Source organism: Allobosea robiniae, assembly GCF_900102525.1.
GTDB classification, from domain to species: Bacteria; Pseudomonadota; Alphaproteobacteria; order Rhizobiales; family Beijerinckiaceae; genus Allobosea; species Allobosea robiniae.
Map to the genome: position 1 here is coordinate 259,541 of NZ_FNBZ01000008.1, position 21,391 is coordinate 280,931.

Annotated in this window: 14 protein-coding genes and 1 tRNA gene; 8 read left to right on the forward strand and 7 right to left on the reverse strand. The window is 67.9% G+C overall.

What is annotated here, in order from left to right; genetic code table 11:
- Positions 1 to 65: 65 nt before the first annotated feature.
- From BLQ70_RS22010 to BLQ70_RS22020, 3 genes are all read right to left on the reverse strand, one after another.
- Positions 66 to 419: a RidA family protein gene (locus tag BLQ70_RS22010; protein WP_091861342.1), complete on the reverse strand. Its 354-nt coding sequence runs from the start codon at positions 417 to 419 to the stop codon at positions 66 to 68.
- 62 nt (positions 420 to 481) lie between these two features.
- A complete protein-coding gene (locus BLQ70_RS22015; protein ID WP_139163617.1) occupies positions 482 to 1,198 on the reverse strand; it encodes a hypothetical protein in 717 nt (238 codons plus the stop codon).
- Positions 1,199 to 1,331: 133 nt separating this feature from the next.
- The gene (locus tag BLQ70_RS22020; protein WP_091861348.1) at positions 1,332 to 1,841 is read right to left on the reverse strand and encodes a PAAR domain-containing protein; all 510 of its coding nucleotides are present in this window, start codon (positions 1,839 to 1,841) and stop codon (positions 1,332 to 1,334) included.
- 179 nt (positions 1,842 to 2,020) lie between these two features.
- Between BLQ70_RS22020 and tssK the strand changes: the two genes are divergently transcribed.
- From tssK to BLQ70_RS25855, 6 genes are read left to right on the forward strand one after another with little or no spacing between them, the layout of a single operon-like run.
- Positions 2,021 to 3,358, forward strand: a complete 1,338-nt coding sequence (tssK, locus tag BLQ70_RS22025; protein ID WP_091861354.1) for a type VI secretion system baseplate subunit TssK — start codon at positions 2,021 to 2,023, stop codon at positions 3,356 to 3,358.
- A complete protein-coding gene (tssL, locus tag BLQ70_RS22030) occupies positions 3,355 to 4,800 on the forward strand; it encodes a type VI secretion system protein TssL, long form (RefSeq protein ID WP_091861357.1) in 1,446 nt (481 codons plus the stop codon). Before tssK ends, tssL begins: the two co-directional genes overlap by 4 nt.
- Before the next feature lie 12 nt (positions 4,801 to 4,812).
- Positions 4,813 to 8,451, forward strand: coding sequence for a type VI secretion system membrane subunit TssM (gene tssM, locus BLQ70_RS22035; protein ID WP_091861360.1), 3,639 nt, complete (start codon positions 4,813 to 4,815; stop codon positions 8,449 to 8,451).
- 4 nt (positions 8,452 to 8,455) lie between these two features.
- A complete protein-coding gene (gene tagF, locus BLQ70_RS22040; RefSeq protein WP_091861363.1) occupies positions 8,456 to 9,163 on the forward strand; it encodes a type VI secretion system-associated protein TagF in 708 nt (235 codons plus the stop codon).
- 10 nt (positions 9,164 to 9,173) lie between these two features.
- Positions 9,174 to 9,968, forward strand: coding sequence for a PP2C family protein-serine/threonine phosphatase (locus BLQ70_RS22045; RefSeq protein ID WP_091861366.1), 795 nt, complete (start codon positions 9,174 to 9,176; stop codon positions 9,966 to 9,968).
- Entirely contained in the window at positions 9,965 to 12,097 is a 2,133-nt protein-coding gene (locus BLQ70_RS25855; protein WP_210184336.1) for a serine/threonine protein kinase, read from the forward strand. Before BLQ70_RS22045 ends, BLQ70_RS25855 begins: the two co-directional genes overlap by 4 nt.
- Positions 12,098 to 12,148: 51 nt before the next feature.
- On the opposite strand, the gene BLQ70_RS22055 is transcribed toward BLQ70_RS25855, so the two are convergent.
- The 3 genes from BLQ70_RS22055 to BLQ70_RS22065 form a co-directional block, all read right to left on the reverse strand.
- Positions 12,149 to 12,427, reverse strand: coding sequence for a hypothetical protein (locus BLQ70_RS22055; RefSeq protein WP_061967191.1), 279 nt, complete (start codon positions 12,425 to 12,427; stop codon positions 12,149 to 12,151).
- Between the two features lie 68 nt (positions 12,428 to 12,495).
- A complete protein-coding gene (locus BLQ70_RS22060; protein WP_091861369.1) occupies positions 12,496 to 14,268 on the reverse strand; it encodes a transglycosylase SLT domain-containing protein in 1,773 nt (590 codons plus the stop codon).
- 65 nt (positions 14,269 to 14,333) lie between these two features.
- Complete coding sequence (locus tag BLQ70_RS22065; RefSeq protein ID WP_091861372.1) at positions 14,334 to 15,890, reverse strand: methyltransferase regulatory domain-containing protein; 1,557 nt, start codon at positions 15,888 to 15,890, stop codon at positions 14,334 to 14,336.
- A gap of 374 nt (positions 15,891 to 16,264) precedes the next feature.
- Between BLQ70_RS22065 and BLQ70_RS22070 the strand changes: the two genes are divergently transcribed.
- Positions 16,265 to 18,418 (forward strand): caspase family protein, encoded by a 2,154-nt coding sequence (locus BLQ70_RS22070; RefSeq protein WP_091861375.1) that lies wholly within the window; start codon positions 16,265 to 16,267, stop codon positions 18,416 to 18,418.
- A gap of 62 nt (positions 18,419 to 18,480) precedes the next feature.
- Positions 18,481 to 18,554: transfer RNA gene (locus BLQ70_RS22075), tRNA-Gly, on the forward strand.
- 106 nt (positions 18,555 to 18,660) lie between these two features.
- Here the strand turns inward: BLQ70_RS22075 and BLQ70_RS22080 are convergent.
- A complete protein-coding gene (locus tag BLQ70_RS22080; RefSeq protein WP_091861378.1) occupies positions 18,661 to 21,378 on the reverse strand; it encodes a bifunctional diguanylate cyclase/phosphodiesterase in 2,718 nt (905 codons plus the stop codon).
- Between the last annotated feature and the right edge of the window lie 13 nt (positions 21,379 to 21,391).

The window sequence follows — 21,391 nt, forward strand, 5'->3', positions numbered from 1 at the left end:
GACCAGCGAAGACGTGGATGGTCGGGACAAGCCCGACCATGACGCTACCGGGGAACGCGCGAGGATCAGCCCTTCGCCGCGACCGCGGTAATCTCGATGGCGTAGCCGGGCGAGGCCAGCTTCGCCTCGACGGTCGCGCGCGCCGGGGAATGGCCCTTCGCCACCCACTTGTCCCAGACCGCGTTCATCTCGCCGATCTTGCTGATATCGGTGAGGAAGATCTGGACGCTGAGGATGCGCTCCTTGCGGCTTCCGGCCTGCGCCAGCGTATCCTCCAGCAGAGCGAGAACCTCCTCGGTCTGCTCGGTCAGCGAAGCGCCCTCGGTCTTCTCGGCGACATGGCCGGCGAGGAAGACGATGCCGTTGAAGATGGCGGCGTCGCAGTAGCGGGCGGCCAGTCCGATGCGTTCGATGGTCATGGGCTTTGCATCCTGTCGCGGGAGAAATGGAGAAGCCCGCTTGGCCCGCCAGCCCTGCCCGGTCAAGCCGGCGGCAGTGCCAGGATCTCGCGAATGGCGCGCGGCTGGAGCTGACGCGGCGCATCTTCCATCGCGACCTTGTAATAGCCGAGGATGCTGAGCTGCTCATAGGTCGCCCAGATCGAATCGTCCTCGAAGGCGGCCATCCGCTCCTCGAAATTCAGGATCATGCCGTATTCCATGCCGACACCGCGCTCGATCGGGGGCGGGGTCGGCTTGCTGCGCTTCTGCGCTTCGGCCGCAGCGAAGGCGGCGAGCGCGCCCGGCCGCCAGACCTGCTCATAGGCCGCGACGATATCGGCCACGGCCTCGCCCTTGCTCGTCAGCACCCGCCGGCAGGCATCGGCGAAGGCATCGGTCAGCCCGTTCGCCTCGGCAGCGGAATCGGCCTTGTTGTAGTCGACCCGCAACGGCTCGACATAGCCGAACAGGTTCTCGAGCTGCCGCGCCGCCGGCCCTGCCAGGAACAGCCAGGGAAAGGCGCCGTCGATCGAGATCTGGCCGGGCAGGAGATGCGCCGCCTGCTCGCCATCATCGGCCCGGAAGAACTGGCGCACCGCCGCCGTGCAGCTCACGTTGGGCACCGGCAGGATCGGGCGCTTGCGCCGGGCGGGATCGCGGATCAGTGCCATGAAGCAAAGAGTTTCAGCGACGCGCCCGTTGCGGGCGAGCCCATGGTTCTTCGCCCGCCTCTGGTCGGAGGACAGACGCTGTACCATCTTGTGGCGGAAGCGCTCGTACCTGGCTTCCGCGCGATCCGGGACCGTCCGCCTGTTCTTCGCCATCGCACCCCGCAGCGAGAAAACGATTCCGCTTCAACGGCTTGCGCCGCCGCCTTGAATCAATCTGTCATCAGCCGCCGATGATCACCGTCGGCAACCCCATCATGATCTTGTTGGGCGGGCCCAGCGCCTCGAGGACCGTGTCGCCCATCCGGCAAGCCGGCAGGTTGTTGATCAGCACGGTCTGCGAGCCGTCGATGACGACCCCGGGCCCATGCGTCGGCAGCGGCAACGGGCCGAGCGGCGTCAGGCAGATATGGATATCGGCGCCGCCTGCCGCGCCTGTGATCATCGAGCCCATGCTGGCGGCGGCCGTGTTCTTGGCGGTTTCCTCGGCGGCAATGGCGGCCGGCGCTCCCGGCGTCCCGGCGGCGGCGACGGTGGCAGCCTGAGCCGCCTGCAGCGCCGCATCGGAAGTCGCCTTGGCCCCCTGGATCGCAGCAGCCGCCGCAGCCGGCACACCGCGCCAGGCCAGCATCCCGCCGATGATCACGTTCGTGCTGCCCGGGCCGGGCTGGAGCATGCCCGGCAGCGGATGCAGCACCGGGTCCATGACGCGTGCGGCCGGTCCCTTGGGCATGCGGGCCTCCCCTGCTCGAACGGATTCGTACTTCCGAGCACTGCCTTGAAAATCGCTCCGCCGCATCCTTCAAGTCAATGACGGCGACACGCGCGCGACGCGCTAGCATTCGTTTGGTGACGCTTGGGTAGGACCCGTAGTAAGCTCGCCCAGCCTGCCTTCGAGTGAGCGAGACCGGAATGTCGTGGTACAGCAAGGTCGTCTGGTCGGAAGGACTGTTTCTCAGGCCGCACCACTTCCAGCAAAGCGACCGCTATCTCGAAAACCTGCTGGAAAGCCGCGTCAGGAACGTCACGCCCTATCCATGGGGCTTCTCGGTGCTGGAGATCGACCGCGACCTCGCCCAGCAGAGCCGCATCGGCCTGCGCCGCGCCGTCGGCGTGATGCCGGACGGCACGCCTTTCGCATTGCCTGACAACAGCCCGCTCCCGGCCGCGATCGAGGTTCCCGAGAACGCCGCCGGCCAGATCGTCTGGCTCTCGCTGCCGCTCGCCGCCGCCAATACGCGGGAGGTCGAGGACACGCTGAACGGCTCGGCCAGCCGCTACGTTCCCGCGAACGAGATGCTGATCGACTCCACCGCCTCGCTGCGGACGGAAGAAGAGATCGACGTCGCCCATCCGCGCCTGACGCTGGAGCTGCGCAAGACCTCGAAGGCCGGCTATGTCGGCCTCGCGCTCGGCCGCATCCTCGAAGTGCGCGACCGCGCCATCCTCTTCGACGAGAAATTCGCCCCGCCCGTGCTGGTCTGCTCGGCCTATCCGGTGATCGAGGGCTGGCTCGACCGCGTCATCGGCTGGATCGACAACAAGTTGGAGGAACTCGCCCGCTATGCCGCCGATCCGACGGCCGGCGGCGGCCTGCAGAGCGCCGATTATTTCGTGCTCCAGCTCCTCAACCGCAGCATCCCCGTGCTGAAGCACATGCGCCGCTCGCGCTTTGTCCATCCCGAGCGGCTGTTCTCGACCTTCCTCGCGCTCGCCGGCGAACTCGCGACCTTCACGACGGCCGAGCGCCGCGCCCGCGACTATCCTCCTTACGACCATGACGACCTGGAGAACTGCTTCGCCCCGGTGGTGCGCGACATCCAGGACTTCCTCTCCGCCAATCTCGGCCGCCGCGCGATCCGGCTGGAGATCGTCGAGCGCGCGCAGAACGCCTTCATGTCGACGATCCGCGACCGCAGCCTGGTGCGCAACGCGACGCTGGTGCTGGAAGTGGCGGCCCGCCGCCCGCTGACCGAGATCCAGGCGCAGTTCCCGCAGCTCTTCAAGATCGGCCCGAACACCAAGATGAACGAGATCGTCCATGCCCATCTGCCGGGCATCAATCTCGTTCATCTGCCGACGCCGCCGCCGCAGATCCGCGCGCTGACGGATCATGTCTATTTCTATCTCGACCGCACCTCGCCGCTCTGGCCGGAATTCTCGACGGCGAGTTCGATCGGCATGCATTTTTCCGGTGACTGGCCCGATCTCGAACTCGAGCTCTGGGCCGTTCTGGAGGGCAGGCGATGAGCGATCCGGGTTCGCCTTCAGATCCGTTCGGCCGCTCCGAGCGCACGATCATCAGGCCGAACCCCGGCGGGCGCCGCGCGCCCCTGCCACCCGCTCCCGCCGCGCCGGCACCCGCCGCTCCGCAGGCGCCCCAGCCCTATCAGCCGCCGCAGGTGCCCTCACCTGGCGTGCCCGGCACCGGCGACGAATGGATGTCGCAGCCGGCGCCGATCCCGCAGCGGCAGGCGCCTCCGCCTCCGGTCGGCGGCGGCCAGTCCCTGCCCCGCCGCGACCAGCTCCTGACGCCGAACGCCAACCCGCTGCTGCGCGCAGCAGGCCCGCTCCTGCTCCTGCTCGGGCGGATGCGCGCCAATCTCTCCAACGCGCCCTTCGCCCAGCTTCTCGGGCAGGTCGGCGAGTCCATCGAAGCTTTCGAGCATGAGGTCCGCGCCGCCGGGGTCTCGGCCGAGACCGCGCAGACCGCGAAATACGTCATCGCCGCCAGCGCCGACGACATTGTCCAGAATATCCCAGGCGACGACCGCCATGTCTGGACGCAGTACAGCATGCTCTCGCGCTTCTTCGGCGAGCGCATCGGCGGCGTCCGCTTCTTCGAGATGCTCGACAAGGCCAAGGCCGATCCATCGGTCAATTACGACCTGTTGGAGCTGATGCATGCCTGCCTGGCCTTGGGCTTCCAGGGCATCCACCGGACGTCCGCGGGCGGCGCCAACAATCTCCAGACGATCCAGCGCAACCTGTTCGAGACGCTGCGGCGGGTGAAGCAGCCCGACCCCGAGCTCTCGCCACGCTGGCGCGGGCAGGCGATCGCGCAGGCCGTCGCCGGCTTCAAGGTGCCGGTCTGGTCGGTGGCGGCGATCGCAGCCATAGCCCTGCTCGGCGTCTATTTCGTCTTCCGCGCCCTGCTCGCCGGCAATGCCGAGGCGGCCTCGACAGCCCTGCTCTCGGTCCATCCCAAGGGCGAGATCGGCATCATGCGCAAGGTCTTCTCGGCCCCGCCGCCACCTCCCCCGCCGCCGGCGCAGCCGCCCAAGGTCTGCGCCGCGGTGCAGCCGCCGATCGTCTGCCTGGTGACGCCCAACATCGTCATCGTTCGCCTCGTCGGCATCACCCTGTTCGAGCCGGGCCAGGCGGGCGTGCGCACGGAATTCCAGCCCCTGATCGAGCGCATCGCCGCCGTGCTGGAGCAGGAGGGCGGCGCCATCAAGGTCGTCGGCCATAGCGACAACGTGCCGATCCGCACCGCCCGTTTCCCGTCGAACCTCGTCTTGTCGCAGGCCCGCGCGAAGGCCGTCGGCGACGTGCTCAAGACCAAGCTCAGCAAGCCGGACCGGATCACCACCGAGGGCAAGGGTGCCGACGCCCCCATCGCACCCAACAACACCGCCGATGGACGCGCCCAGAACCGGCGCGTCGAGATCCTGATCCAGCGTCAGAACTAGGAGGGCGATCTTATGAACCTCGCCACCTGGCTGCGTATCGTAGCGATCCTGATCGGCGCGCTCGCGCTCGCCGCGCTGATCTGGTTCGGCGGCCCCTTCGTCGCCTTCGGCGATGTCCGGCCGTTCGAGTCTTTCTGGGTGCGCCTGCCCATCGCCGTGCTGCTTCTGCTCGGTGCGCTCGTCTGGATCGGCTTCATCGTCATCCGCCGCCGCAAGGCCACCGCCGCGCTCACCGAGGCGCTGGAAAAGGAGGAGACGACCGGCGACGGCGCCGCCCTCTCCAGCGCGATGAAGGATGCGCTGGCGACCTTGAAGAGTGCGCGCGGCAAGGGCAGTGACTATCTCTACGACCTGCCCTGGTACGTGATCATCGGCCCGCCCGGCGCCGGCAAGACCACCGCGCTGATCAATTCAGGCCTGAAATTCCCGCTGGCGCGCGGCGCGACGCCGGCCGCCGTCGCCGGCTCCGGCGGCACGCGCTATTGCGACTGGTGGTTCGCCGAGGACGCGGTGCTGATCGACACCGCCGGCCGCTACACCACGCAGGACACCGACACGAAAGCCGAGAAGTCGAGCTGGTTTTCCTTCCTCGACCTGCTCAAGACCAATCGCCCGCGCCAGCCGATCAACGGTGTCCTCGTCGCCATCAGTGTCGAGGACCTGCTGACCTCCTCGCCCGAAGAGATCGCCGCCCATGCCGACGCGATCCGCGCCCGCCTGCTCGAACTGCACGAGCGGCTGAAGGTCGATTTCCCGGTCTATGCCATCTTCACCAAGGCCGACCTGATCGCCGGCTTCAACGAGTTCTTCGGCCAGTTGACCGAGCCCCAGCGGCGCATGGTCTGGGGCCACACCTTCCAGACCGCCGACAAGACCCGCAACATGATCGGCGACGTGCCGCCGGAATATGACGCGCTGATCGAGCGGCTGAACGAGCGCCTGCCCGATCGGCTCCAGGACGAACACAACCCGACCGCGCGCGCCCAGATCTTCGGCTTCCCGAGCCAGATGGCGACGCTGAAGCGCTCCATCGTCGATTTCCTGACCCCCGTCTTCGAGCCGACGCGCTACCACGCCAATGCGACCTTGCGCGGCTTCTACTTCACCTCGGGCACGCAAGAGGGAACACCGATCGACCAGTTGATCGGCGCGCTCTCGCGCAATTTCGGCTCGGACCACGCCGGCGCGGCCTCCTTCTCCGGCAAGGGCAAGAGCTATTTCCTGACCGAGCTGGTCCAGAAGGTCGTGATCGGCGAATCCGGCTGGGTCTCGACCGATCTCGGCGCCGCTCGCCGCACGACGGCTTTGCGCATCGCCGGCTTCGCCACGGTCGCGCTGCTCTCGCTCGCCGCGCTCGGCCTGTGGTGGACGAGTTTTTCGCGCAACAGCGATCTGATCACCGCCACCAATTACGGGCTCTCGGATTATCGCAGCGCCGCAGCGCCGGTGCTGCAGGAGACCACGATCTCCGACCGCAATTTCAGCCGCGTCCTGCCACTGCTGCACAAGCTGCGGAACATGCCGGCAGGCTATGCGACGAAATCCGAGCCGACGCCAACGCTGGCGACCTTCGGCCTCAGCCAGCGCGATCGCCTGCAGAACGCGACCGAGATCACCTATCAGCAGGCGCTGGAGCGGATGCTGCGCTCGCGCATCATCTTCCGGCTGGAGGAGCAGCTCGAGGCCAACGCCAACAATCCCGGCTTCGTCTATGAGGCGCTGAAGGTCTACATGATGGTCGGCGGCCAGGCGAAGCTGGACCGCGAGCTCGTCACGTCCTGGATGCGGCTCGACTGGGCCGAGAACCTCTTCCCCGGCCCGGCCAACGCCAAGGGGCGCGAGGCACTGGAAGAACACCTCGCCGCCATGCTCGATCTCGACGAGGGCACGGGCGAGCCGATCGTCAAGCTCAACCAGTCGCTGATCGAGCAGAGCCAGCGCACGCTGCGCCGCCTCAGCATCGCCGAGCGCGCCTACGAACTGCTGCGCACGCAATCCCGCAGCGAGAGCCAGAAGGACTGGGTCGTCTCGCAGCGCGGCGGCTCGGATGTGCGCCTGGTCTTCGAAGGCATCACCGGGGAAGATCTCGACCAGATCCGCGTGCCCTATTTCTACACCTATGACGGCTTCCAGGACGCCTTCATCGCCCGACTCGGCGATATCGGCGACCAGATCGAGCGGGAGCGCTGGGTGCTCGGCGAAAACCTCGACCAGCAGGCGATCACGGCTCAGTACGCCACGCTCTTCCCTGACCTGATGAAGCTCTACAGCCGCGACTATATCGCGAGCTGGCAGCGCATGCTGAAGCGCCTGAAGCTCCGGCCGCTCAACGCCGACAAGCCGCGCTATGTCGCGCTCAGTGCCATTAGCGCCGCGACCTCGCCCTTCAAGCAGGTGCTGGAATCCCTGCGCGACGAGACGCAGCTCACCAAGGAGCGGCCCAACGCCAAGAAGGCGGTTGCACAGGCCGCGGCGCAGGCCGCCGCCGATACGCTCGCGCGGCGCGCGAGCAATGCACTGAGCCGTCTCGGCGCCAATCTCCCGCTGGCGGCGCCCGGCGTTGACCGTATTCTCGCGGGTGGCGGCGCCGACACCGCGCTCGGTGCCGATATCGAATCCCAGTTCAAGCCGTTCCACGTCCTCGTCGATGGCGATCTCGGCCGCCGGCCGGTGGACCAGCTCCTCCAGACTTTCGCGGAGATCAACCAGAACCTCGCCACGGCCGCAACGAATCCGGCACAATCGGCGGCGGCCAATGCCGCGCTCGTGCCGCTGATCGCGACGCTGCGTGCCAACTCCTCGCGCTATCCCGCGCCCTTCGATGGCATGGTCATCCAGGCGGTCAACGATTTCGAGGGCGACGCCACCGGCGCGACCGTCGCCCTGCTGCGGCAGGCCCTGGCCGAGCAAGTCACGCGCGTCTGCACCGAGGTGATGAACAACCGCTATCCCTTCACCAAGGCGAGCACCCGCGACGTGCCGCTCGCCGATTTCGCCCGGCTCTTCGCGCCCGGCCAGATCATGGACAAATTCTACAAGGAACGGCTGGAGCCTTTCGTCGACACGTCCAAGCCGCAATGGGGCTGGCGCGTCGACAGCCGCGTCGCCCGCGCGCTCTCGCCGACGACGCTGCGCGAGTTCCAGCGCGCCAGCGAGATCAAGGAGGCCTTCTTCCCGACCGGCGGCAACCTGCCCTCCTTCCAGATGGTGGTGACGCCGACCGCGCTCTCGGCCGACGCCGCCAATGCCAAGCTGGAGATCAACGGCTTCACGGTGACGAGCCAGCAGGGCGTCAATACGCCGACCCCGGTGATGTGGCCGGGCGGGGGCGTCGGCAAGACGGCTGTGACGCTGACGCTCGGCGGCGGTAGCGGCAACACTTCCGGCGGCATGTTCAGCGGCGGCTTCTTCTCCTCCGGCCAGCAAGGCGGCGCCGCGCAGGGCGGCGAGGCCAAGCTCTTCGAGAAGGAAGGCACCTGGTCCTTCTTCCGCCTGCTCGATGCCGGCTCGGTGCTCAAGCAGGGCGACAATGTCGGGTTCAACCTGAATGCCGGCGGCCGGCAGGTCGGCTATTCCTTCGGCGTCGGCTCGCTCAAGAATCCCTTGATCCTGCCGGCGCTGCGGGAAATCCGCTGCCCCTCGGGAATATGACCCCGTGCCCTGCGGCCTCTTCGGCAAGCTCCCCGCCAAGCGCGACTTCATCGCGCTGAACGCTCCCTCCGGCTTCCTCGGGGCTTACGAAAAGTGGCTGCAGGGCGGGCTGACCGCGAGCCGGCTCGAACTCGGCAATCGCTGGCAGGAGGCTTATCTCAACGCCCCGATCTGGCGCTTCTGGCTGGGCGGCGCCCATGGCGGGCAGACGGTTGCGGGCGCCTTCATGCCCTCTGTCGACGGAGTCGGCCGCTATTTCCCGCTGACGGTCTTCGCCACCGCCGGCCCGGGCGCCGCGATCCCGCCGCCGGAGCTCGACCCGCAGGACATTTGGTTCGAGGCGATGGAGGATTTCCTGCTTCAGGCGCTGGAGCCGCAGGCAAGCTATGAGGCCGTCGCGCAGCGCCTCTCCGCCCTGCCCGTCCCCAACGACCATCACCTCGCAGCGCCGCCGCAGGACATGGTCCGCCTCGCCGACGGCACCATCGTCAGTGCGGCGATCGCCTCCGGCTTCCCGGAGCGATTGGCGGCCTTGCGCGTCGAGGACCACGCGCGGTCCTATGCCCATGCCTGCTATCTCTGGACGGTGGGCGGCGCGAACTTCGAACCGCTGGCGCTGACCGGCCACGCCTTGCCCGATCCCTATCTCTTCGCCGGCCTGCTCACCGGCCGTTTCGACGGCCATCTCGCGCCCGAGCGCGCCGGATCATGAGGGCGATGCCATGAACGACGCCCAGCGCCGGAATCCGGATTTCGAGACCGGCTGCATCAGCCACACCGGCAAGGTCCGCAAGGCCAACGAGGACAATTTCATCCTGCGCCCGGAAATCGGCCTCTGGGCCGTCGCCGACGGCATGGGCGGGCACGAGAACGGCGCGCTCGCCAGCGCGACCGTGGTCGCGGCGCTGGAGGCGGTCGGTGCCGCCGGCTCGGCGCCCGACCTGCTCGCGATGCTCGAAGCCGGCATCCTCAAGGCCAATGACGAATTGCGCGAAGAGATCGGCCGCCGCGGCGCGACCATGGGCGCGACGCTGGTCTGCCTGCTCATCCATCAGCGCCATTTCGCCTGCCTCTGGTCCGGCGACAGCCGCATCTACCTCGTTCGCAGCGGCCGCATCGCGCAGGTCTCGCGCGATCACACCGAGGTCCAGGACATGGTCGATCGCGGTCTCCTCACCAGCGACGAGGCGAAGCGCTCGCCGCGCCGGCACATCATCACCCATGCGATCGGCGTGCACGACACGCCGGAACTCGACCTCGAGAACGGCGAGATCGCCGATGGCGACGTCTTCCTGCTCTGCTCGGATGGGCTGACCGAGCATGTTGCCGACGCGGAGATGCTGGCCGCCGTCGAGGCCGGCGGCGCACAGGAGGCCTGCGACGCCCTGCTGGCGCTCACGCTGGAGCGCGGCGCGCGCGACAACGTTACCGTCGTCATCGTGCGCTATCGACAGGGGGCGAGCGAAAGGACACGCTGGATGCCGAACCGGTCCGGGCGAGGAGGCAATACGCCATGAGCGACGACTCCGAGCGCACCGTCTTCGTGCCCCGCGCCAATGCCCGCATCGGCACGAAGCTCAACGGCATCTATGAGATCGAGAGCCTGATCGCCGTCGGCGGCATGGGCGAGGTCTACAAGGGCCGCGCGATCCAGACCGGCGACGCTGTGGCGATCAAGATGATCCGCCCCGACATGGCGCGCGATGACGCCGTGCTCGCCCTGTTCCGGCGCGAGGCGGCAGCCCTGCACAACCTCTACAACGAGGCCATCGTCCGCTACTACGTCTTCGCCATCGATCCGGTGAGCGAGACGCCCTATCTCGCGATGGAATTCGTCGACGGCCAGCCGCTCTCCGAGCGTATCCAGCAAGGCCCGCTCAGCGTCGAGGAAGCCGACATCCTGCGCCAGCGCGTGGGCCCAGGCCTGCATGCCGCGCACCGGCTCGGCATCATCCATCGCGACATCTCGCCCGACAACATCATCCTGCCGGGCGGCGATCCCTCCCGCGCCAAGATCATCGATTTCGGCATCGCCCGCTCCAGCATCCTCGGCGAGGGCACGGTGATCGGTTCCGGCTTCGCCGGCAAATACAACTACGTCTCGCCCGAGCAGCTCGGCCTCTTCGGCGGCGAGGTCAGCGGCCGCTCGGACATGTATTCCTTCGCGCTGGTGCTGGCCCAGGCCCTGACCGGCCGCGCCATCGACATGGGCGGGTCCCAGGTCGACATCATCGACAAGCGCCGCCGCCTGCCCGATCTTTCGGGGGTCGATGCGCGCATCCGGCCTCTGCTTGCGCGCATGCTGGCGCCAGACCCGAAGGACCGCCCTGCCGACATGGCCGAGGTCGCAGCCTGGCAGGCGCCCGCGCCGGGCAGGAAGGCCGCTGCCAAGGCAGCGGCCGGCCATACGACTACGGGCAAGCCGGGGCGCTCGCCCCTGCCGCTCGTCGCCGGCATTGCGGCGCTCGCCGTGCTGGCGGGCGGCGGCTTCTATGCCTGGACGACGCTCGATGGCGGACAGGCGGCGCGGGTCGCGAACAACGATCCGCCGCCGCTTGCGGAGCAGCCTTCGACCAGCGCGCCGGCCCCGACAACGAACGCGCCGCCCGCCTTGACCGAAGTCCCCGCGGCACAGCCCCCTGCGACAAGCGCTCCACCCGCGCTCACCGAAGCGCCGGCGCAGCCATCCGCATCCGCGACACCGAACCCCGCCGTCGAGACGCCCCCTCCCGCGCCGCCCCCGGTGACGCAGCCTCCCGCGGCGCAAACGCCTCCGCCTCAGACGCAGCGGCCGCAGCGGCCTCCATCCGGCCCGTCGGGATCGCAGGTCGCCGTCAATACCGAGCCGCCGCAACAGCAGGCGCCGGTGCGTCCGCCCGTGGCCGAGCCCGCCGTCAAGCCGCCCGTCGCCATCGAGATCAAGCCGCCGGAGCCGCCACCCGTCACCGTGGTGGTCGCCCCGCCTCCCGCCAGCCAAAGCGTCGCGCCGCCGCAGGTCGCCGCGATGGCGCCCGAACCCGAGCCGCGCACGCCGGCCGAGCGGATCGAGCGCTATGTCCGCGACTATGATGGCGGCTCCTGCTTCTTCCTCTGGCCGCTCGAAATCGGAGACCGCAAGGCGACGCTGGAAGGCTTCGGCAGCAACTCGGCGCCTTTCGTCGCCTTCGACGGGGCCTTCAAGGCGGCGCAGGGTTTCGAGGCGCAGATCCACCTGCGGCCAATGACCGAGGCCCAGTGCCCGATGGTCGATTTCCTGCGCCGGCCCGGCATCGCCATCGACCGCAGCCCGAAAATCCAGATCGGCGCCTTCAACATGAAGAGCGGCGAGATCCTCAACGGCTCGGTCGAGGCCGGCGGCGGCCAGAACCTCGACGTCGTGCTGATCGGCGATGACGGGCTCGTCTACAACCTCTCCAGCTTCGCGAAACGCGAGGGCGGCAAGGTGATCTTCAACCTCAAGCTTGAATCGACCGGCGGCTCGGCCCGCCCGCAGACCGTGCTCGCGCTGGTCACCAAGGAGGCCCTGCCGGCACTCTCCGGCCCCAATCCGTCTCCCGCGAGCGAATTCTTCGCCAACCTCAAGCTCGACCTCGCCCGCCAGAGCGGCAAGCTCGGCCTGGGGATCAAGTATTTCCGGATCGAGTGAAGCGGCGATCGGCCTCTTCCCTTCTCCCGCAAGGGGAGAAGGGAAGTCCGCTCAATCCTCCCGATAAAGCACGCCCCATTCGTCCTGCCAGATTCCGGCCTTGTCCTCGACCACGATCGGCGCCTGGATCTCGTTGGCGAGGCGGATCGCGGTGCGGAAGGCATCCTTCGCCGCCAGTTCATCGCTGACGAAATCATTGACCAGATGCCCGCCGGCGAGATCGGCCGGACAGAGCACATGCCCGAAGGCCTCCCCGCCGCGCTCCGACAGCCTGAGCGTGATCGCATCGGTCGGCGGTTCGTCGACTTGCTCGAAACGGTTGGCCGGCATGGGTTTTCTCCTTTCGCTGCTCTCGGAGAGCGGTGGCCGCGAGCGGGCGCGCGCGCGGCGTCAGCAGGTCATTTCTTCGGTTGCGGCCGGGCGATGCCCCCGCCCCCGCCGGGCCTGACCGCGCTGTAGCGATCGAGCCTGATCTTGATCATGTCGTTGAACTTCTTGTGGACCTCGGAAACGGTGAGCACCTTCGTCTCGCCGCCGGAACCCGCATAGAAGATCGGCCGGTTGGCCTGCGCCGGCCGGGGCAGCAATTCGGCCGCCTTGACGCCGGGCTGCTCCTCCATCGTCTCGATGAAGGTCTGCGCCGCGTCGGGACCGAGGAAGTGGATCAGGTAGATCTCGCCGCCGGTGAGATGGCGCCCGAGCGCCCGCTCCAGCCTGAGTGTGTCGCGCTTCAGCATCTCGGCCGCCAGCAGCGCCGAGATATAAGGCTCGCGCCGCATGTCGAGGATGCGCTGGCGCTGGGAACCATCGGTCACAACGAATTGCCGGCCGGACCTGCCGATCAGTTTCACGTCGGCGGCGAGCCCGTGCTTCGTCCCGAATTCGTAGATCACGCCAAGCCAGGTCTGCTCGATGAACTGGTAGAGCCCGGTCGCCGAGGAGGTCTGCGCCTTCACCGCCGTCGAGAACGAGGACTCCTTGTCGGCCACCGCCATCAGCAGGGTCGGGTCGGCGCCGACGACCTTGCTCGCGCGCACGATCAGGTCGACGAGGTGGCGGCGGATCTTGATCGGCCCGAAGGTCAGCACCTGATCGGGGTCGCCACTGGAGATCTGCGGCGGCGGCTGCGGCGCACCGCTTGGCGAGACAGGCCCCGGCGGCGGCCCGCTCTGCATCTTCGGCGGCACCAGCAGGATGTTGGACGGCAATTGCAACTGGTTGACCGGAACCTGCTGGGTCGGCGCATCCTCCTGTGGCTTGATCGCCGCCAGCGACGGATCGTTGTCGAGGGCGAACTGGGCGGCCTGCCGCGCGCCCTCCAGGTCCTGCTCGACCGAGGACAGGATCAGCGAGGGCCGGGCCGGCGCGTCCTTGAGCGCCGGAGCCTCGACGGCCGCGATCTCGATGCCCCGCTCCGGCTCCGGCCGCTCCTGCTGCTGAAGCCGGGCATAGGCAAGGCCGAGCACAGCCGCGGTCACGCAGGCAGCGCCGGCTGCCACGGCAGCGATCGCCTTGCGCCCGGAGGCGGCCTTCTTCGGCGACGTCGTGGGTGATCCGGCAGTGTCCGCAGGCTTCGCGGACGGCGTTGGCGGAGCAGCAGCTGGGGCTTGAGCGGGAGACGGAGCTGGCATGGCGGCAACGGGCCGGGCCGGGGCCGATCGCGGCGGCTCCATGCTCCCCTTCCGCGCAGCAGCGGCAGCACCGGGAACCACGGCGAGCGATGGGGGTGCAGGGGGCGACGGCGTGGGGACCGCTTCCGGCTTCCCCATCACCAGGCTCCGCAGCTTCTCCAGCCAACCCGCGTCGCCTCGCCCGGCGAGCCCTGCCAGATCGTCGGCAAGGCGCTGCGCCATGACTTGCGGCACGCCTGCATCGCGCGCGATCGCACTGACGGCAGCCTTGCCCGGTTGTTCCGACACCACCTTCAGCGCGTAGAACCAGAGCTGCAGCGGCGTACGTCGGCTTTCCAGCGGCGTCCCGGCCGCCGGATGGATCATGTAGTTGCAATACTGGCAGGCGAAACCGCGCAATTTCGGGCGCGGCTCGAACTGTGCCGGCCGGCCGCAGGCGGGGCATTTCAGGCTCGTTCCGCCATGGCGCAGCCGCATCAGCGCGGCGAGGCAAGCCTCCTCCGGAAACAGCGCCTGGAATTGCCGGAAGCGCTCGCTCATTCCGCTGGCCTGCGCTCCATCGCCCCTGCCGCAAGGTTACCCCTCAGTGGGGCGCTTCACAATCGTCACGCCCGCAGCAGCCCGAGGCGCGCGACATCCTTCAGATGCATCGCCACCTCCTCCGCCGTCGCCCGCTCCGGCAGGCCTGGCACGGCCGCGCCGGCGGCGCGGGCCTCGTCGAGGAAGGCGTTCATCGCGTCGAGCAACATGCGCTGGTCACGCGAACCGTCGAGCAGGCTGACGAATTTGCGCACGACGACGCCGTCGAGCTGAACGGTCCGGTGGCGCAGGTCGGTGACCTCGGCCGAGCTCGAGGCCTGCCAGCGCGCGATCTCGCTGGCTGCGGGTTTCTCGCTGATTGCCGTCGTCAGCGGCGGCGCCTCCAACCTGATATCCAGCAATCCTGCTTTGAAGATCGCGATCAGGGCTTCGTCGAGCCGGGCGATCTCATGCGCGCGGTCTGGCCCGAGTTCGCCCGCAGCGTCGCGGCATGCGCGCTCCACCAGTTCGTCCCAGGCGATGCTCGCCGGCCAGATCGTGCTCAGGATGGCGAGCGCGGCCTTGCCCACCGGCAGGTCGACGGCAAGTTGCACGCCTTCGTCAAAGCTGAAGCGCTGGACGCCCGGCTTGGTCTCCTTCTCGACCGGGGGCGCCAGCCGCGCGTTGGCGGCGAGATGATAGGGCTTGAGCGACCCCGGCCGAACGCCGCGCCTGAGCGGGATATCCGCCCGGCACAGCAGCGTCTCGCGGAAGGCCCGTCCGATCAGCAGGTCGAGCGTCTGCTCGCGCAGCGCCATCTGCTCCAGCGGCATCCGGTCGAGCATCTGCTGGGCCGGCCCCTTGGCGGCACCGTAGAGGTTGGGGAACGAGGCCTCGGCCAGGAATTGCAGCCCGTGCCGCTCGGCCGACGACAGCACCTCATGCAGCGCGAAGGCGCGTGCGCCAGGGTTGAGATCGTCGTGATAGAGGACGTTGTCGGGCAGTTCGTCGATCTGCTTCAGTCGTTGCCGCAGCGCCGCGCCGTGAAAGCTATCGGGATCGCTGGCCTCGGCGATCTCCTTCAGGGCGGCGCGGGCGACCCTGACCCGCTCGCGCGGATCGTCGATATCGCGCACCGCGAACAACATGACGTCGCGCGCGAGATCACGCAGCCGGCAGCCGGGCAGCGCATTGTAGCTGACATAAGCGACGCCCTGCGGCGCCAGCAATTGCCCGAACAGGGCGACGATCCGCTCGCGCACGACATCCGGCACCCAGGAATAGACGCCATGGACGATGATGTAGTCGAAGGTCCCGATCTCCCCGCCCACAGCGAGGATGTTGCGCTGCTCGAAGGCGAGATTGGTCAGGCCCAGTTCCGACGCGTTGGTATGCGCCTGCCGGATCGAGTCGCCGCTGAGGTCGATGCCGAGAAAGTGGCTGCCGGGATATTGCGCGGCCATCGGGATGAGGTTGCCGCCACGCCCGCAGCCGAGTTCGAGCACGCGCATGGCCATCGGCAGCGCCGGGTCCATGCCATGGAAATGCGCGATGGTTGCCAATCGCGATGGGTGGGTCTGCGAGAAGGAGTGGCCGGGATAGGCCACGACGTCATAGGGATTGATGGCTGGATCGCTGGTCATGGCCGCTCCCGCCGGGCTCCGTCCCCGTCATTCGAGCCGAAGCGTCGTCCCGGCGCCTCATTCATTTGAAGGAGCGCCACGCCTGACATTGAGCCTCCAGCGCAGGTCCAACAAGGCCGCCGATACGCTGGCAATTAAGTCACACCGGCGCGATTATACATGAAGAATCGCTACGACTGACGCTGCTAACGCGAAGCAGATACTGATGAATCGGGCCCTCGCCTCACGTCCGAACCGTGTTTTTTCCGTGTCGATTTGATGTTGCTTGATCCCCCGGCTTTCTGGGAATCTCCATCATATGGCGGACGCCTGCTCGAATCGTGGGCGTCAGACAGGTCCAGCGAGTCGTTCTTCTCGCGCGCAGGGGAAGCAGCATGCGGATTCAAGCCCGGGCCTATGCGTATCTCGTCATCGCCCTCGCGGCGGTCTTCGTCACGTTCAGCCTCGGCGCCACACCCGCCTTTGCCCAGAAGCGCTTCGCCTTCGTCGTTGGCAATGGCGGCTATGCCAATGTCACCAAGCTGCCCAACGCGCTGAACGACGCCAACGCCACGCGCAGCATGCTGCAGGAAGCGGGCTTCGACATCACGCCGGCGCTCGATCTCTCGCTCGCCGGTCTGCGCAGCGCGCTCGACGTCTTCGTCGACAAGGTGCGCCGCGGCGGTCCCGATGCGACGGCGCTGGTCTATTATGCCGGCCATGCCGTGCAGCTCGACGGCGCCAACTACATCCTGCCGACCGATATCCGCCCGCAGATCGGCACCAATATCGCTGAGCAATCCCTGTCGCTGAGCGACATCCTGCGCCGCCTCGACGGGGCTGGCGCCAAGTCCAAGATCGCGATTCTCGACGCCTGTCGCGACAACCCCTTTGCCGGCCGTCAGGTCGCCCGCGGCCTTGCCCTGCAGATCGTCGACGGCGCCAATGAAGGCATCAGCAACGAAGCCGGCCTCGCCCGCATCGATTCCGGCAGCGGCACCTTCGTCGCCTTCGCGACCTCTCCGGGCTCCACCGCCGCGGACGGCACCGGTGCCAACAGCCCCTTCACCACCGCCTTCCTGCGCGAGGCCCGCGAGCCGGGTCTGGCCGTTGAGCAGATCTTCCGGCGCATCCGTCTCGCCGTCTACGATTCCACCAACGGCACCCAGATCCCCTGGGACACGTCTTCGCTGATCACGGAGTTCAGCTTCTTCCAGCGCCCGGCCGGCGCCCCTGCGGCGCAAGCAGCCACGGCCGGCAACGTACCCCTGGCGGCACGCCCGACGCTGGCCTCGCTGCGCGGCATGTCCCCGGCCGACGCCGCCCGCACCGCGATCGCCTGGGACCGCAGCGACATCTACGGCAACGCGCTGGCGATCAATCCCGAAGATCAGAACGCACTGCGGCTGAATCGCATCCTCGCCCAGCGGACGGATGAGCGAGCCTGGGCCGAGGCCGTGCTCGCCGGCGATGCCGAATCCTTCAGGCTCTACGCCCGGCTCTACCCGGTGTCGGACCACACGGCTGCCGCCCTGCGGCTGGCGGCGACTGCGCCGAGCCGCAACCGCGTCCAGGTCGCACAGACCTGCCCGGTCTGCCCGGCCGTCCAGCAGCCCCGCTCGCGCCGTGCCGATTATACGCCGCGCGGCGTCTCCCCCGCGCGGACGGGAATGCCGCGCCAGGCCCCCGTCACCCCGCCACCGCCTCCGATGGCGCCACAGGCGATGGCGCCCGACCTGCCCGCCCTGTTTCCGGAACGCCCACGCTGGACCGGCTTCTATGTCGGCGGCTCGCTCGGCGGCGGCCGGCAGAGTGACCGTACGACCGTAGCTGGCCCCTTCGGCAGCCCAACCTTCACGCCGACGACCACGACGACGACGAGCACCACCACGACCACCAACTCGACGCCTTTCCCAACGACAACGACCGTCGTGACAACCGCGACCGTGGCCGGCACCTCGGTCCTCGCCGCCAGCGCGATCAATGCCGCGGCCGTGCCGCGCAGCCTGTCGCCCGACGGCAGCGGCATGGTCGGCGGCGCGCAGTTCGGCTTCAACTATCAGATCGGCGCAGTCGTCATCGGCGCCGAAACCGACCTGTCCGCGACGCGGCTCGGCGGCAGCCAGACGATTTCCGCCAATCCCGGCGGGACCCGCTTCACCACGCGCGCCGAGAACGAGGTCTCGATGCTGGGAACGGTCCGCGCCCGCGCCGGCTTCGTGCTCGGCGATTTCATGATCTATGGCAGCGGTGGCTATGCCTACGGCCTCGTCGACCAGAAGGGCTCGATCACGCCCGACAATCCGGCGACGACCTCCGGCGCCACGGCCTCCCGTTCCGGTATCGCCAGCGGCTGGGCGCTCGGCGGCGGCATCGAATATGCGATCATGCCGGGCATGACGCTCCGGCTCGACTACACGCATTACGATCTCGGCAACCAGAAGCTGACCTTGCAGGATTATACCGGGCTCGCCCCCACCCAGTATGCGACCATGCGTGCGCGTACCGCAGGCGATATCGTCAAGGCCGGCTTCAACTTCGGCTTCTGACGCCGACAACGACGCCGCGCCCCTTGACACCGACGGGTCCGATGGGGAATTTGGCGCCCGATGCGGGTGTAGCTCAATGGTAGAGCAGCAGCCTTCCAAGCTGAATACCCGGGTTCGATTCCCGGTACCCGCTCCATTCCCCTGCCATCCTGAATATCCGGGATCATTCCCGTCGGCATCGCACCCGCCGGCCGGGCCGCTCAGGCCGGCGAGGAAGCTCCCATAGCGCCGCCTCAAGCGGACTACGGCGTATCGGAGGTGTCGCGTGCGCGGCTGCCCTGGTTGCGGTTGCGCGGCGAGCGCCTGAACAGGGTCGTATGAACGGCTTTCAGGATCGGCTGCGGTTTCCCCAGCAGATACCCTTGCGCTTCCGTGCAGCCCGCCCGGTCGACCGCATCGAGCTGATCTTGCGTCTCGATGCCCTCTGCCGTGGTGGTCATGCCGAGTTCGGCCGCCAGCGCCGCGACGGCCGCGACGATGGCCGCGCTGTCGGAATGGGCGGTCATGTCGCGCACGAAGGAACGGTCGATCTTCACCTTGTCCAGTGGGAAGAGCCGCAGGTGGCTCAGGCTCGAATAGCCCGTGCCGAAATCGTCGAGCACGATTCGGACGCCGAGTTCCTTGAGACTCCTCAGCGTTCCGAGGTTGCGATTGTCATTGGCGAGCAGCGCAGTCTCGGTGATCTCGAGTTCGAGCCGCCTCGGGTCGAGCCCCGTCTCGGCGAGGATATCGCGGACGGTCGCCACCGCATCGCCGAAGATCAATTGCACCGGCGACAGGTTGACGGCGATGCGAAGATCGCCCGGCAACTGGACCGCGTCCATGCAGGCCTGGCGAAGGACCCATTCTCCGAGATCGACGATCAGTCGCGTCTCCTCCGCCAGCGGCACGAACTCCGCCGGCCCGACCAGTCCCCGTTCCGGGTGGTGCCAGCGCAGCAACGCCTCGAAGCCGCAGAGCTTGCTGGATTTCAGATCGAAGATCGGCTGGTAGGACAGCTCGAACTGCCGCTCCTCGACAGCCTGGCGCAGATCCATTTCCAGGGCGAGACGGGCGCGCAACTGCTCGTCCATTTCCGCCGTGAACACGCAGCAGACCCCGCGTCCCCGGGCCTTGGCCTGGTAAAGCGCGAGGTCGGCCTGTTTCAGGAGCAGATCCGCATCGAACCCCGAGCTCTCGGCAATGGCGATGCCGACGCTCGCCGAGATGGAAATCGTCCGATCCTTGAGGACATAAGGCTCGCTGAGAACCTCGATGATGCGGGTCGCGAGCGCCACGGCCTGCTGCGGTTGCCCCGGATCGAGGCTGAGAACCGCGAACTCGTCTCCACCCAGGCGCGCGACGCATTCGGTATCCCGTACGCAGGTCTTCAGGCGCTCCGCGACCGAGAGGAGCAGCAGGTCGCCGACGGGATGCCCGAGCGTATCGTTGACGTCCTTGAAGCGATCGAGGTCGAGGAACAGCAGGGCCGCCACCGCGGAACCGCCCTCCTTCCGCAGCAGCGACTTCGTGATCTGGCTGCGGAAGGCGAAGCGGTTCTGCAGGCTCGTCAGGTCGTCATGATGGGCCAGGAAGCGGATGCGATGTTCCTGCTCGACGAGAGCCGCGTTCTGCTGCCGCGCCTCTTCGGCCGCCTCGTTGGCCCGCGTGTTGGCGGCAGCCAGCTCCGCGAGCGCCCCCCTGAGTGCCGTGATATCGGTGCGGATGCCGACCGTCCCGCCATTCCTCATCCGCCTTTCCGTGATGAGCAGCCAGCGCCCGTCCGGCAGCAGGCGCTCGATCGAGCCACTGCCCTGGCGATGCCAGGTCGCGACATCCCTGACGAATTCCTCGATCTCGCCGGTCGCCTGGGGATATTGGCCGAGCTCGACCCCTTTGCGGATGATATCCTCGAAATGCGCACCGGCGGTCATGAAGGGCGCGCTCAGCGCATAGAGGTCGCGATAGCGCTGGTTGCACGTCACCAGCCGGTCGCCCTCGTCCCACATCACGAAGCCGTCGGACATGGCCTCGATCGCGTTGTCGAGGAGGACTGCCGCCCGCCCGCGCTCGGCATCCGCCCGTTCGCGCTGGTGGATGGCCAGCAGGATCGCTCCGGCAAAGGCCGACAGAAGCAGCGCCCCGATGACGGCCGCCGTGATCGTCCGGTCGCGATCCTGGCGCCAATCCGCGAGAGCCTCGGTGCTCTTCACGCTCAAGACGAGCCGGATATCGCCATAGAGCGAGCCTCTGACCACGTTCAGGGTCGCGGTTTCGCTGCCCCTCTCGCCGATCAGGAAAGCCTTGCCCTTCGCCAATCGCGTGGGCAAGGCGGGAACGCGGGGCTTGCCGATCAGCAATTCGTCATGCGGCAGCATCGCGACGATCTGGCCGTCGGCGCGTTCGAGCGAAATCCGCGTGTCGGAGCCGACACCGGCCTCCGCCAGGAGTTTCATCATCGTGTGCAGGGGCACCTCGGCAACCGGGACGACGCCGTGCCACGCGGGAATCCGGCGTGCGACGTAAAGCGACCAGTCCCCGGTGACGGCGTTTCGAATCGGGCCAATCAGATTCGTCGGCGCGCGCGAGACCATGGCGACATCCAGCGGCAGGCTATGGCGTGCGCCGCTCGACCTGGCGGAAGCAATGATGCTGCCATCGGGCCCGACGAGCAGCAGGTCGCGAAACGCCATCGTCTGGAAATTGAGGCCCCGAAGCAGGCGGCTGGCGGGCTCCCTTTGGCCGGGGCCGATCTGAGCGACATCGAACAGGGTTGCAAAGCTCGCCAGCGCGCCATCGACCTGCAGGAGTTGCCGGTCGAGCGCATTCTCGGCGGCAACGGCCTGGCCTTCCAGCGATTGCTCGGCAGCCCGCCAGGCGGTCACCTCCCTCTGGCGAACCAGATTGGAGGCGCCGATCGCAGCCACCGTCAGGATGACGGCCGCCCCCGCTACCACCATGAGTTTAAGGCGCTTGATCATTGGTCCTCGTCGA

Coding starts and splice junctions, on each gene's coding strand:
- BLQ70_RS22020 (WP_091861348.1), bottom strand. CDS start 1,841: ATGCCCAAGGGACCGGCCGCACGCGTCATGGACCCGGTGCTGCATCCG.
- tssL (WP_091861357.1), top strand. CDS start 3,355: ATGAGCGATCCGGGTTCGCCTTCAGATCCGTTCGGCCGCTCCGAGCGC.
- BLQ70_RS25855 (WP_210184336.1), top strand. CDS start 9,965: ATGAGCGACGACTCCGAGCGCACCGTCTTCGTGCCCCGCGCCAATGCC.
- BLQ70_RS22060 (WP_091861369.1), bottom strand. CDS start 14,268: ATGAGCGAGCGCTTCCGGCAATTCCAGGCGCTGTTTCCGGAGGAGGCT.
- BLQ70_RS22055 (WP_061967191.1), bottom strand. CDS start 12,427: ATGCCGGCCAACCGTTTCGAGCAAGTCGACGAACCGCCGACCGATGCG.
- BLQ70_RS22065 (WP_091861372.1), bottom strand. CDS start 15,890: ATGACCAGCGATCCAGCCATCAATCCCTATGACGTCGTGGCCTATCCC.
- tssK (WP_091861354.1), top strand. CDS start 2,021: ATGTCGTGGTACAGCAAGGTCGTCTGGTCGGAAGGACTGTTTCTCAGG.
- BLQ70_RS22045 (WP_091861366.1), top strand. CDS start 9,174: ATGAACGACGCCCAGCGCCGGAATCCGGATTTCGAGACCGGCTGCATC.
- BLQ70_RS22070 (WP_091861375.1), top strand. CDS start 16,265: ATGCGGATTCAAGCCCGGGCCTATGCGTATCTCGTCATCGCCCTCGCG.
- tssM (WP_091861360.1), top strand. CDS start 4,813: ATGAACCTCGCCACCTGGCTGCGTATCGTAGCGATCCTGATCGGCGCG.
- BLQ70_RS22015 (WP_139163617.1), bottom strand. CDS start 1,198: ATGGTACAGCGTCTGTCCTCCGACCAGAGGCGGGCGAAGAACCATGGG.
- BLQ70_RS22080 (WP_091861378.1), bottom strand. CDS start 21,378: ATGATCAAGCGCCTTAAACTCATGGTGGTAGCGGGGGCGGCCGTCATC.
- BLQ70_RS22010 (WP_091861342.1), bottom strand. CDS start 419: ATGACCATCGAACGCATCGGACTGGCCGCCCGCTACTGCGACGCCGCC.